Annotated in this window: 13 protein-coding genes; 6 read left to right on the forward strand and 7 right to left on the reverse strand. The window is 35.2% G+C overall.

Annotated features, from left to right (window positions below; translation table 11 throughout):
* Positions 1 to 73: 73 nt before the first annotated feature.
* On the reverse strand, positions 74 to 1,456 hold the full coding sequence (locus tag ABE048_RS06700; RefSeq protein WP_430310088.1) for a dipeptidase: 1,383 nt from the start codon (positions 1,454 to 1,456) through the stop codon (positions 74 to 76).
* Between the two features lie 164 nt (positions 1,457 to 1,620).
* Here ABE048_RS06700 and ABE048_RS06705 point away from each other — a divergent pair, with 164 nt between their 5' ends.
* The 3 genes from ABE048_RS06705 to ABE048_RS06715 all read left to right on the forward strand — a co-directional run bounded on the left by ABE048_RS06705 (position 1,621) and on the right by ABE048_RS06715 (position 4,363).
* A complete protein-coding gene (locus ABE048_RS06705) occupies positions 1,621 to 2,859 on the forward strand; it encodes a hemolysin family protein (protein WP_430310090.1) in 1,239 nt (412 codons plus the stop codon).
* 231 nt (positions 2,860 to 3,090) lie between these two features.
* Positions 3,091 to 3,639, forward strand: coding sequence for an RNA polymerase sigma factor (locus ABE048_RS06710; protein ID WP_430310091.1), 549 nt, complete (start codon positions 3,091 to 3,093; stop codon positions 3,637 to 3,639).
* Positions 3,640 to 4,024: 385 nt separating this feature from the next.
* Complete coding sequence (locus tag ABE048_RS06715; RefSeq protein WP_430310093.1) at positions 4,025 to 4,363, forward strand: helix-turn-helix transcriptional regulator; 339 nt, start codon at positions 4,025 to 4,027, stop codon at positions 4,361 to 4,363.
* 115 nt (positions 4,364 to 4,478) lie between these two features.
* Here the strand turns inward: ABE048_RS06715 and ABE048_RS06720 are convergent, their stop codons facing one another.
* From ABE048_RS06720 to ABE048_RS06745, 6 genes are all read right to left on the reverse strand, one after another.
* Complete coding sequence (locus ABE048_RS06720; protein ID WP_430310094.1) at positions 4,479 to 4,904, reverse strand: MarR family winged helix-turn-helix transcriptional regulator; 426 nt, start codon at positions 4,902 to 4,904, stop codon at positions 4,479 to 4,481.
* Between the two features lie 24 nt (positions 4,905 to 4,928).
* Positions 4,929 to 5,333, reverse strand: coding sequence for a transcriptional regulator Spx (spx, locus tag ABE048_RS06725; protein ID WP_430310095.1), 405 nt, complete (start codon positions 5,331 to 5,333; stop codon positions 4,929 to 4,931).
* A 216-nt stretch (positions 5,334 to 5,549) separates the two neighbouring features.
* Positions 5,550 to 6,437, reverse strand: a complete 888-nt coding sequence (locus tag ABE048_RS06730; RefSeq protein WP_430310096.1) for a YitT family protein — start codon at positions 6,435 to 6,437, stop codon at positions 5,550 to 5,552.
* A gap of 431 nt (positions 6,438 to 6,868) precedes the next feature.
* Positions 6,869 to 8,431, reverse strand: coding sequence for an ABC-F family ATP-binding cassette domain-containing protein (locus tag ABE048_RS06735; protein WP_430310097.1), 1,563 nt, complete (start codon positions 8,429 to 8,431; stop codon positions 6,869 to 6,871).
* A 144-nt stretch (positions 8,432 to 8,575) separates the two neighbouring features.
* The gene (locus ABE048_RS06740) at positions 8,576 to 8,767 is read right to left on the reverse strand and encodes an SE1832 family protein (protein WP_430310099.1); all 192 of its coding nucleotides are present in this window, start codon (positions 8,765 to 8,767) and stop codon (positions 8,576 to 8,578) included.
* 46 nt (positions 8,768 to 8,813) lie between these two features.
* Positions 8,814 to 9,890, reverse strand: coding sequence for a PseG/SpsG family protein (locus ABE048_RS06745; RefSeq protein WP_430310100.1), 1,077 nt, complete (start codon positions 9,888 to 9,890; stop codon positions 8,814 to 8,816).
* Between the two features lie 233 nt (positions 9,891 to 10,123).
* Here ABE048_RS06745 and ABE048_RS06750 point away from each other — a divergent pair, with 233 nt between their 5' ends.
* From ABE048_RS06750 to abc-f, 3 genes are all read left to right on the forward strand, one after another.
* Positions 10,124 to 10,687 carry an NADPH-dependent FMN reductase gene (locus tag ABE048_RS06750; RefSeq protein WP_430310101.1) on the forward strand — a complete coding sequence of 188 codons (564 nt, stop codon included), beginning with the start codon at positions 10,124 to 10,126 and terminating at the stop codon, positions 10,685 to 10,687.
* 538 nt (positions 10,688 to 11,225) lie between these two features.
* A complete protein-coding gene (locus ABE048_RS06755; protein ID WP_430310102.1) occupies positions 11,226 to 11,372 on the forward strand; it encodes an RAxF-45 family protein in 147 nt (48 codons plus the stop codon).
* 98 nt (positions 11,373 to 11,470) lie between these two features.
* Positions 11,471 to 13,258, forward strand: coding sequence for a ribosomal protection-like ABC-F family protein (gene abc-f / locus ABE048_RS06760; RefSeq protein ID WP_430310103.1), 1,788 nt, complete (start codon positions 11,471 to 11,473; stop codon positions 13,256 to 13,258).
* The last annotated feature ends 270 nt before the right edge of the window (positions 13,259 to 13,528 follow it).

Genomic DNA, 13,528 nt, shown 5'->3' on the forward strand with positions numbered 1-13,528 from the left:
TTTAGCTGGATAATTTTTAAAAAATAAATAAGCCCACATTCCTTAGGGTAGGAATGTGGGCTTTTTAAAAATTTTATTTTGATAAATTCGCTACTTCATAATAGTAATCACTTATGACACGAAGACCTTTATCAAAGTTTTCTAAGTGGAAGTGTTCGTTTGGTGCATGGAAGTTTTCTGTTGATAGTGCAAAGCCCATCATAATTACTGGAGCACCTAAAATTTCATCGAATGTTGCCACGATAGGAATAGAACCACCAGCGCGAATATAAGCTGTTTTAGCATCGTATTGTGTTTCATATGAACGGCCAGCAGCTTGAATATATGGATGATCTAGCGGTGTAATGAAAGGTTTACCTTTATCAAAATCAGTGACTGTAATATCAACACCAGCTGGTTTATGTTTTTCAAGATGAGTTCTTAATTGAGCTACGATTTCATCTGGATCTTGATCTGGTACTAAGCGGCAAGTGATTTTAGCGCCAGCAGTTGCAGGAAGAACTGTTTTAATGCCTTCACCAGAGAAGCCACCAAATACACCATTTACTTCTAAAGTTGGGCGAGCCCATGTACGTTCAAGGTAAGTGTAGCCTTCTTCACCGTATAATTCTTTTACACCAGCTTCTTCTTTAATAGCTTCCTCATCGAATCCCAAAGCTTCATATGCAGCTTTTTCATCAGCGGTAATTGGGCGAACTTGATCATAGAAACCATCAACTGCAATCGTGCCATGTTCATCGTGGAATGATGAAAGGATATCTGCTAAGGCATGAATTGGGTTCTGAATACCACCACCATAAATACCTGAGTGAAGATCTCCTTTTGCTGCACGAACATCAATTTGAACACCTGTTAATCCACGTAATGCGTAACAAACTGCAGGACGACCTGGTGCATAAAGACTTGTGTCTGAGATTAATACTAAGTCCGTAGCAAGTTGTTCTTTGTTCGCTTCAATAAACGCAGGAAGATTTACACTACCAATTTCTTCTTCACCTTCAATTAGGAATTTCACGTTAACTGGTAGTTCACCATTTTCTTTCATTAAAGCTTCGATAACTTTTACATGCATAAATACTTGGCCTTTATCATCGCTTGATCCACGAGCATATAAAATATTATCACGAATTTCAGGCTTAAATGGTTCGCTGACCCATAATTCCAATGGATCTACTGGTTGTACATCATAATGACCATATACTAAAACAGTTGGCTTTCCTTCAGCATGTAACCAATCTGCAGTAACTACTGGGTGACCAGCTGTTTCATTAATTTTAATATTTTCAAGTCCAGCGTTCTTCATGGATTCACCAAGGAATGCAGCAGCTTTTTTCATATCTTTTTTATGTTCAGATAGTGAACTAATACTAGCTATAGATAAAAGTTGTTTCATTTCATCGAGATGTTCATCACGATGAGTTGTAAAGTAAGTGTCTAATGCTTCTAATTGATTCACTTAAATCCCTCATTTCATTATTTCGATATTAGAATTATTATACCATAGCAATCATTTCAAATAGAAAGAACAACTCTAACTTAATACGGGGTTAACTAAAATATGGTATATTATGTAGTATAAATTTGTACGGAACTTGAACAGTTTTTTGGGGAGGAATATCGTTGGAATTTATTGGGCTAATCTTGTGCTTGCTCATATCATTTTTCTTTTCGGGAAGTGAAACAGCTTTAACAGCTTTAAATAGGATGAAGGTCCAGTTGCGGGCGAACCAAGGTGACCGCATGTCTCAAAAACTAAACCTATTAATTGCTCAATCGGACCGAATGATTACGACTATCTTAATTATAAATAATACGGTCAATATTTTAATGCCAACATTATTAACAATTATCGCAATACGTCATGGCTGGCAGGTTTCAGTAGCTACTACAATCTTAACAATTGTCGTTATTGTCTTTGGAGAAGTTTTACCGAAAACAATCGCCGTAACCTTTGCAGATCGTCTTGCATATGTAGTAGCGCCAATTATAGCGTTATTCGTGAAAATACTTAGCCCTATTACTTGGATTTTGCAAGGGTTTACGAATCTAATCATTCGTATTATTTCAAATGGAACAGTGACAGAAGCATCTTTGACGAAAGAAGAATTTAGAGGGTTTGTAGATTTTGCTTCGACAGAAGGCACATTTGATGAAAGTGAATCTGAGCGGTTAAAAGAAGTATTAGATTTTCCAGACAAAGATGTGTCAGACGTTTTAGGTACACATCGTACGGATGTTATCGGCTTGCCATTTGATGCTACTTATGATGAAGTAAGAAACACAATTTTAGAGTACTCATTTACTCGATATCCGATTTACGAAGAAAGCTTAGATAATATAGTAGGGATGTTTTATTCGAAGAAATTTGTTGAATGGTCATTAAATCCAACAAAAAAGTTGGGTGATTTTATGGATCCAGATCCTCTCTATGTTGTCTCGACGGTTAGTGTTGAAAAAGTATTTACAATGATGCTTGCTCAAAAGAAACATTTAGCCATTGTACTGGATGAATATGGCGGTACACTCGGTATCGTTTCACATGAAGATATAATAGAAGAAATGATAGGTCTCGAAATTGAAGATGAATCAGATGAGGAAGAAGAATCATTTGTTTATGAGCTTACAGATGACACATTAGTTTGTCATGGTCGATTAGAGATAGAAGAAGCAAATCATCTATTCAATGTTGCTATTCCCCAAGATCATGAAACAGTAGGTGGATTTGTACTAGAACTAAGTTTACACATACCTGAGCCAGGGGAGATGTTTGATTTTGAAAATCTACATATCGTTGTAAATGAAGTAGACGATAGCCGAATTACAAAATTGACGATAACAAAACAACCGATAGAAGAATAAAAGAACAATTAAAAATTCCTAAAAGCTGATTTATAAGCTTTTAGGGTTTTTTTATAAAAAAACCAATAGAAATAAGGGTGATGTAACAGAGGCTAAGGGGGTTCATTACATACTTTACACACAAACCTTACACGAATGTAATGTAATTGAAAGTTAATCCGATAGAGTGAAAGCTTTGTTTTTGCGAAAATAGGTTTATCAAAGCAAGACGATGAACCGGAGGATTTGAAAATGGATACTACACTTGAAAATGTTTATGAAGAATACAATCGTTATATATATCACTTATGTTTAAAATTAACTCGCAACAAATCAGAAGCAGAAGACCTTATGCAAGAAGTTTGGGTAAAGGTTGTTCGCTATGAAACTTATGTTGCAGAAGTTGAACATGTGAAAGCTTGGTTAACAACTATTTGTATGAACACTTTCCGCGACCGCTATCGCAAAAATGTTCGTCGCAGCAAATATATGATGAGCCAACCTGAAACATTAGACGTACCAGTATTAGATTTGGTTCCCAATAATGATCCATCTACTGAAACTGTTGTTGAACAAGAAGTTATTGCTAAAATTGTTCAAGAAAAAATTAACCAATTAGATAGCATTTATCGTAATACGCTTTTATATTTCTACGTAAACCAATATTCTTTAGTAGAAATTGCAGAATTGATGAAAGTGTCAATTGGAACTGTGAAATCTCGTCTATTCCGTGCTAAACAACGTTTAAAAGATATTATGATGTCTGATGTAACATCAGCAGAAGTTATATTACCAGCTTAAAAAGCCCTCAATCTAATCACTGCATCACACAATCTATGCAGAGTTTGTTGGCTGTGAATAAGAATATAAAATCGTTACTCTATATAAAGAGTAACGATTTTTTTATGCTTGAAGGTTAGACTGTAGCAATAATAAAAGTTTGATGGTGACTACTTAAATCCTTGTAAACGGATTACTCACATTAATGCGTTGGAAAAACAATATAATGATAAATACAAACGGACTATTTGAAATAAATATAAGAAAAACGCTAAGAAACAATGTGTAAACCAATATGTATGTATTTGCAACTGTTGGTTGCCGCATTGCAAATAATGACTTCTGGTTTAAAAAATGGGGATTGCTTATCATTTATTTAAACCCTTGAATAGGAGGCAATCATTTTATGGAATTAGAGAATCGTTTAAAAAAGTTGAGAGAAGAACATCAATATTCTCAAGAAGATGTTGCAAGAATTTTAGATATTTCACGTCAGTCTGTTTCAAAGTGGGAGCTCGGTAAAGGGTATCCTGATTTAGATAATCTCATTAAACTTAGTGATTTATATGGGGTCTCTTTAGATGAAATCATACGAGGAGAAGAGAAATATTCAGGTAAAGTTGAAGATAGTCAACAAAGTGAATTATCTCATAAGACATTTGGGGATTTTATGTATCACTATTGGTGGCTTATTTTTCCCATTCTAGGAATGCTATCGCCTATAATATATAGACTTATTTGGTGAAACAAAAAACCGTTCAAACTTTTGAACGGTTTTTTTCTTTGAATTACGCAGACTATAAGATAAAACTGCACTTAATAATAGTACTTTATTTTTATGGTAAGGATTTTTTAAAAATTTATCCAAGTAAGCATTTTGAGAAGATAGATCGTAAAGAATGAATTTCGTCTTCAGTGAGCATCCCAAACATACGGTCTAAAGTATTTGTAATATGTTCGTTAGCAGTTTCTAAAAGTTCATGACCTGAATCAGTAATCTCAAGCTGTGAAGCACGGCGATCAGTTGGATTTTGTGTTTTAATAATAAAACCTGCTTTGATCAGCTTGGTAGTGAGTACAGTGACACCACCTGAAGTAACGTGAAGTCTTTCTGCTAAAGCAGAAGGGCGCATTGGTCCTTCTACATGAAGTAATTTCAGTATAAAGATATGCGTTTTTGACAATCCCATCGTATTGTGACTATTCCACTCATTTGCCCATTTTCTTTCTAAAGAAGAAACGATTTCAAAAAGGGAAGCGATGCTTTCTCTTCTTGTTTCATTCATAATTCTCATCTCCAACATGTATCATTAACCTTCATAGGATAAGCGTTGCATTTCATACAATTCATATGCACGAACCTTGCGAGGGATAAAACGGCGAATATCCATTTCATTATAGCCAACTTGTAGGCGTTTATCATCTAAAAGGATAGGACTACGTAACATCTTTGGATGATCTTTTACAATATCATAAAGTTCTTGTATAGATAATTGTTCAACATCACAATTTAAGTTCTTAAAGTCTTTAGAGTTCTTCGAAATGATTTCATCTGTACCGTCTTCAGTCATACTTAAAATACGTTTGAATTCGGGAAGTGTTAAGGTTTCAGAAGTAATACGTTTTTCTTTATAAGCTATATCATTTTCTCGTAACCATTGTAAAGCTTTTTTAGATGAAGTACAGCTTGTTTGAGTATAAATTGTAACAGTCATATAGATTCCCGCTTTCTCTATTTTTATTATATTTATATCTTATCAGTAAGATATTTATAAATCAATAGGATTTTGAGAGAAAAAGAGTGGGATTTATGAAAAAAGTGAGCATATTCACGAAATGTTCACTTTTTGAATTTGTTTAGCTGTGGGAACATTTTGGCTTGAAAATAAAAAATCACTGTATCAGTTTGATACAGTGATTGGATGAAAAAATTAGTGGATGTCTTTTTTCTTAAAGTTTCCACCTTGGATTTCAGACATGTTACTAAATGCCAAAAATGCTGATGAATCGACGTCTTCTACGATAGATTTTAGCTTTGCTTCTTCAAGTCGGCTGATTACACAAAAGATGACTTGTTTTTCGTCTTTAGTATAGCCACCCTTGCCGTTAAGATAAGTGATACCACGTCCTAGGCGATCCATGATAGCTTCGCCAATTTCATCTGCTTGATCACTAATAATCCAAATTGATTTTGTTTGGTTAAACCCTTCTGAAACAAGATCAATTGTTTTAAAGGCAATGAAATAAGCGATTAAAGAATACATGGCACGATCTAAGCCAAATAAAAACCCAGCGCTTCCTAAAATGAATAAGTTCATGAATAATATAATTTGTCCGACAGAGAATGGAAGCTTTTTGTTAAATAAAATAGCCAACGTTTCACTACCATCTAAACAGCCGCCTGCTCTAATTGCAATCCCTACGCCTATACCAAGCATAATACCGCCAAGAACAGTTGCTAGAAGTGTATCATTTGTGAATGCTTGTCCATGTGGGAAGAAAGATGTAGCAAGTGATAATACGGCAATGCCGTATGCTACTGAAATAGTGAAACTTTTACCAATTTGTTTATACCCTAAATAGAGAAATGGTATGTTGAATAAAAAGAGGAATAGACCAAGTGACGTACCTGTTATGTGAGATGCCATCATGGCAATACCCGTAACACCACCGTCGATTAAATTATTGGGGATTAGCACTCTTTCAAGGCCAATTGCCATGATTAAAGCACCAAGAGTTATTAAAGCAAAACGGATAACGATTCTTTTATGTTTTGCTTTCTTTTTCGATATACCATCTGAATTGTCATTATTGCTCATAAAACCACCATCCTTATATTTTTTGTACCATGAATAATTACACAACTTCAAGTGATAGCTATTGGAAAACTCTAAAAATATCATGGTAAATAATAGAAAAATAATAACGGGTGAAGCGAGTATGAAGCATCGGGGTAAGTAAAAAGGAGTATCAGAAGAAGTAAAACAAACTCATATGAACTAAAAAAATTCGATAAAAACTTCTATAAAATGAAAAAAAGAATATCAAAATTGACTCCAAAATTCTACGAAGTAAAGCAAAAACTTTCTTCAAAAAACTATGTTTAAAGAGATAAAAAAGCTCTTCATTGTTCGCGTCAGCATAAAAGGGACTAGCTAAAGCTAAGACGCGTACAAGAAGAGCATTTATTATTTTATTTAAGATAGTTGCCTGCTAATCGTTAAAACTAACAGAAAGCCCCCGCTTTAAATTATTGATGTCCTTGTGAGAACCATTCTGCAACATTCCAAACTTTAGTGACAAGGCCATCATAGAATTCTGGTTCGTGGCTGACTAATATAATTGTGCCTTTGTATTCTTTCATGGCACGTTTTAATTCTTCTTTTGCACCGATATCCAAGTGATTTGTCGGTTCATCGAATAGCATCCAGTTACTTTCTTCCATCATTAATTTACATAAACGAACTTTTGCCTGTTCTCCACCGCTTAGTTGATTTAGTGGACGGGAAATGTGTTCATTTTTTAAACCTGTTTTGGCAAGCAATGCACGCACTGTAGCTTGTTCTAAAGAAGGGAACGCATTCCATACATCTTCGATAGGGGTGATGGAACCGGCTTTTACTTCTTGTTCGAAATAAGAAGGGAATAAGAAATCACCGCGTTCTACTTTACCACCAAGTGCAGGAATCTTGCCTAGCATTGTTTTTAATAATGTAGATTTACCAACCCCGTTCATCCCAACGAGTGCAACTTTTTCACCACGTTCAATTTGGAAAGTAAGTGGTGGAAGTAGTGGTTTATCCTTGTCATAACCAATTAGTAAATTCTCAGCTTCTACGACATAGCGGCTTGAACTACGTGATTCCTTGAATGAGAATTGTGGTTTTGCAGCTGTTTCTGGACGGTCAATACGCTCCATACGATCCAATTGCTTTTGACGGGATTTTGCACGACCAGTTGTTGAGAATCGGGCTTTATTTTTTGCAATAAATGTTTCTTGTTTTTTAATAAAATCTTGTTGTTTTTCATACGCATCGATATGTTGACGTTTATTGATTTCTGCAAGTTCTAAGAATTTTTCGTAAGTTGCTGTGTAGCGAGTTAGTTTTGAGAATTCCAAATGGAAAATAACATCAACTACACCATTCATAAATTCAGTGTCATGCGAAATTAATAAGAAGGCATGTGGATAATCTTTTAAGTAATTGCTTAACCAAGTGATATGCTCTTCATCTAAATAGTTTGTTGGTTCGTCTAATAGCAATACTTTTGGTTTTTCTAAAAGAAGTTTTGCTAACAATAACTTTGTTCGTTGACCACCAGAAAGGGCAGTGACATCACGGTCTAAGCCAATTGCATCAAGCCCAAGACCACGTGCAACTTCTTCGATTTTCATATCTAACGTATAAAAATCCCCAGCATCTAGTGCATCTTGAATAACGGCCATTTGTTCAAGAAGATCTTCTAATTCTTCAGGTGTTGCATCTGCCATTTTAGTTGTGATCTCATTTAATTCTTCTTCTTTTTTATATAGAGGTAAGAAAGCGTCGCGTAATGTATCACGCATTGTTCTACCTGGTGTTAATAAAGCGTGTTGATCTAAATAGCCATAGTGCGTTCCTGGAAGCCATTCAACTCTGCCGGCATCGTGGATTAACTCACCTGTAAGAATATGCATTAATGTCGATTTACCAACACCATTTGCACCAACTAGACCAACATGCTCGCCTTCTACAATGCGAAAAGATACTTCTTTAAAAAGGGTACGATCGCCAAAGGTATGGCCTAAGTTTTCAACTGTTAATATACTCATGTGTTATAGGGTCCTCCGTATCCATGCATGGAGAATCTGCATGGGTAGTATAGTAGTTTTTTTAGTGAATAGTATAAAATTTGAATCATGACAAAGGATTTTCCGTAGCACAGCAAAAAGCGCCTCTATACTAAGCAGGCGCTTTTAAGATTTACAAGCTTCAAGTTGCTTGTTAAGTTCTGCAAGCTGTTTTTCCATATCGGATAGACGTTTTTCTGCTTTTTCGATTAGTTCAGGATATCCTGTAGATTCTAGCTTTTCTATATCACCTTGTTGTCGAATATAGTCGCTTTTAAGCTCAGCGATTTGGAACAATAATTCATCTTTTGTTGGCATGATAAAGCTCCTTTATTTATAAGGTTAATTAAAGAAACCTTTTTTGTTATTGTATCATACCGCTTGTTTTCTTGGCTTGTTCTTCTATTAAAAATGCAGTTGATTTTGCATGACTTGATATGAAACTTTTGATTAATGATTGTAAATATTGATTATTTCTATTTAAATCAATATTTAATTGCTTACGAACAGCATGTTCACGTCTTGCATCGTGTAAAAGGAATTCCATCACTGCATTTTGTAAAAGAGATTGTTTTAGCTTTTTACCTAGCCCTAGGTTAATAAAACCATTGGATTCAGTTGGGAAAATGTGCTGCATTTCAAGTTCATCTTGGCAAACAACAATGCATGGGATTCCAATAGTTGCAACTTTATATGGGGTATATTTTGCGCCACAAATTACAATATCTGCCTCTCCTAATAGCTCGTAGAGGGCATTATCTTTTTGTATAATTTTTATGTTCTTTCGGCTAAGTGCCATTAATTTTAGTTCGTCTACATCATGAGCATAGCTCGATTGAACAATTACTGATATTTTGATAGGTATTTGCAATTGTAATAAATGGCGTAAAATACGATAACTTGTATTATCCGCATCCATACCTTCGATTGCTACAACAATATGCGGTTTGTCAGCTAATTCATCTGTCTTTTTATGAATGGCCTGTAGTTGCTTTGGTACAACATATGAAGAGGGGCCAACTAAATAATGTGGTAGTAACTTTTCGCGCTTTTCCTGATACAGGGTATGAAAAACGCAATCAGCAGCTGTTCCACCTTCTCCAAAATCATCAAAGTGAAGTACTGTTGGGATAAATGTTTTTAAATGGTCGATCAGAGGTAATTCAGTGCTCCCTACGTCATGAATTAGAAGGGTAGGTGAGAGCTTGGTTAATTCTGAAGCTAACTGCTTGTCATTTTTATAGACAATCGGGTTAAAACCCTTTTGAATTAAAAATTCAATTGCATGTTCATCCTGATTAACCAATATTTGAGTTTGTTGTTTGTCAAACATCGTAGAAAGTGTAACGATTCTTTCGATAGGGTAAAGATTATGACAAGGAGTCACTGCTCCTACTAAAACAGTCTTATTAGTTGTTTGCTCAGTATGTTGATATTTCATACATCTCCATCCTTTCCGCTGCTATTTTCAATTTATGGGATGGAGAACCGTAATATGTATAAAATAGTAGTGAAACTAAAGGAACTTTAAATTCAAGAAAATTAATATAAAAAAATAGATTTATCGTTTCCGTCAAAAGACTGATTTATTGTTATTTTGAGCTAATCACCTTATGAAAGGCTTTTGCATTTGTTACAATAACCTTAGGAATTTTGAATTGGAGGTAACACCCTATGAAGATTTTGCTTGTTGACGGCACTATTATTGGTCGCAAAACTGGTGCTATTTTAGAACAAGTTGAACAATATATAAATGAATTTGATGGGGATTTAGAAATTACTCAATTACATCTTGCTGATTTTGAACATCAATTTGTAGATGGCCGTCCATTCGATCAATACAATGATGATATGAAAAAATTAGTAAAAACAATAGAAGAAGCAGATGGTTACATTTTAGCAACACCAATTTTCCAAGGTTCTATTCCAGGTGTTTTAAAAAATACTTTCGATTTCCTTCACCCTAAGGCATTAAGATATAAACCAGTTTCAATCGTAGCAAATGGTGGAACATATCAACATCATTTAGTAGTGGAAAATCAATTAAAACCAATTCTTGATTATTTCCGCGCATTAGTAACGCCAAACTATGTATATACACATGCTGGTCATTTTGACAAAGACAATAACATTATTGATGAAAATGTACATGAACGTCTTCGCGAAATGTCACGTGTATTCGTTAAATATTGCGAACTAAGCAAAGACCTACCTAAAGAAACAATTGATCAACATTAATTTTTAGAAGGGACTGTCTAGGTAGTCGGTGAAAACCGATGATCAAAGGCAGTCTTTTTTTATGTTGTGGATAGAAACCGTGAGACTCCTCGCGAAAATAAGCAAGAAAGACCTCGGAGCGAAAGAAGTAAGTGAACTAAAAAAGTGTAGTAATACAAATATTTATAGTATATATCTACTATTGAATGAAGTGGAATTAGCTCCGCTTTCCGTGGGCGAACTGACGAGCCTCCTCGTGCGCTTCGCTTCCTGCGGGGTCTCGTCTAGCTCGTTTTCCCACAGGAGTCTCCGCTAATTCCACTTCAACTAAGATGGAAACACAAGATTTTCATCATAAAAACTAGTGCTTCTTCAGTGGCTTCAAACGAAGTGAGCGTGGAGGCTTTCTTGCTTGTCCGCGGAAAGTTAGCGGTTTCTACCCATCCCTATTCACAAACACAAGCTTTGAAGAAATTCATAATAGGGTATTATTTTAGTTTTCAAAAAATTCAAAACGTGTTATAATTCATGTAATCATATTTGAACGGAGGTGAAAAGAATGAAAAATTCAGCTATGGAGACTCGTGCAAAACTAGATAAAGCTATTTCTAAGTACTTTGCGCAAGTCATTACTTTTGATTTTGCTAACAACGGGATAGGTATGTCCATTTTTAATGCAAATCAAATAAAAAACGTAGCTGATTAACCATTCTTTTCACATATTTTAGACTGAAAAGACTGCTCGTTAATGGGCAGTCTTTTTGTATTTAGAGGCTTTTCGCTACGTATCCGGAGGGAAAGTAGATGTCTATAAAAGCAGAAAACATAACCAAATCATTTGGTGGCCATATTATTTTTGAAAATTTAATAGTTGAAGTTCAAACAGCTGAGCATGTAGCTATAGTTGGTAATAATGGCTGTGGGAAGACAACATTATTACAATTATTTGCTGGTGTAGAAGTACCCGATGCAGGGAGAATTATTAAGAAAAAAGATAGTACAGTTGGCTATTTGCATCAAATTCCACTTTATCCTGACTATTCAGTAAAAGATGTTTTAATGGAAGCATTCGCCTCATTATTAAACATTCAGCGAAAAATGACAGGATTTGAGGAGCAAATGGCATCAGAAGAAAACTTAGAAAAGGTACTAAAAGAGTACGGACAATTACAAGAACAATTTATGCAACTTGGTGGCTATGAAATAGAATCGAAAATGGCGAGTATCGCAAATGGTTTAGGCATTAGTCTATTACTTGGGCAACAATTTAATGAGTTGAGTGGTGGCGAAAAAACGAAGGTAATGTTAGGTCAAATATTGCTACAAAATTCGTCTATTTTATTGCTAGATGAACCCACTAATCATTTAGATTTACATGCCATTGAATGGTTAGAAGAATACGTAAAGAATTTTGCAGGTACTGTTATTGTCGTTTCACATGACCGTCAATTTATGAATAATGTTGTACAAAAAGTGATCGAACTAGAAGATGGTGAAGCCAGTACTTTTCATGGCAATTACGATGCTTATATAAAAGGCAAGGAAGAGAAAGTTGCACAAGAATTTGCTCAATATGAGGAGCAACAAAAGAAAATCAAAAAGATGAAAGAGGCCATTAAACGTTTAAGACAATGGGCGAATGAAGCATCTCCTCCAAATCCTGATTTATATCGTAAAGCTAAAAGTATGGAAAAGGCCCTTGAACGAATAGAGTTAGTGAAAAGGCCAAAAATCGAAAAGAAAATGAATCTGCAATTAGAAGCTGCGGATCGCAGTGGCAAGGAAGTTATTACTGTCAAGAATGTCACCAAAGCATACAAAGCACCATTATTTAACGAAGTGAATTTCTCTGTATATTGGCAAGACCGCCTTGCAATTGTCGGTGAGAATGGAACAGGAAAATCGACTTTGCTTAAGATGATGCTTGGAGAAATTAAACCTGATGAAGGGCAATGTATGATAGGGAGTAACGTGAAAATAGGCTATCTAGCTCAACAATTTGATACAGTAGATGATCAAATCCGATTAATCGATGCATTCCGGGAAAATATTTCAATGACAGAAGAAGAAGCAAGACATGTGCTCGCCCAATTTCTATTTTATGGATATGATGTTTATAAAAAAGTGCATGATTTAAGCGGTGGAGAGAAGATGCGATTGCGATTAGCGCAATTAATGCAACAAGATATTAATCTTCTCATTTTAGATGAGCCAACAAATCATTTAGATATTGAATCGCGAGAAGTTCTGGAGGATAATCTTCAAAATTTTGCAGGTACTATTATTGCCGTAAGTCATGATCGCTATTTTTTACAAAAGATCTTTACAAAAATTGCTTGGATTGATCAGCAGACGGTTACGATTCATCATGGAGATTATCAATGGGCAAAGAGGAAACAACAGTCAGTAGTTCCTATCCAAAATAAACAAAAAGCGACGAAATCATCCAAACAAGCTAAGCCATTAACAACTGAACAACAAATTGAAAAAATTGAAAAAAGAATGCAACAGCCTCATTTATCTGACCAAGAGTACGGAAAGCTGAAAAAGCAATTAGACCGATTATATGAAGATTGGTTAGCTGAATCTTGAATTGAATAGCTCCTCTGTTTAAAGAATTCTCGACATCTTTAAAAAGAAGGTACTGAAAGTAAAAATAGAAGAAAATTTATAATAAAAATCTTGTATAGCTATCTTTATTGATGTGGAATTAGCGAAGACTCCTGCGGGAAAGCGAGACAGGTGAGACCCCGCAGCACGATTAAGGAACGGAGTCTAAGAACGCCACGTCCTGTGGCAACGACTCCGTGACCAACATCCTGTTGCCCCGAGGAGGCTCAACGCTCGCCCGCGGAAAGCGAA

This window comes from Rummeliibacillus pycnus (assembly GCF_050459865.1).
Classification (GTDB): Bacteria; Bacillota; Bacilli; order Bacillales_A; family Planococcaceae; genus Rummeliibacillus; species Rummeliibacillus pycnus_B.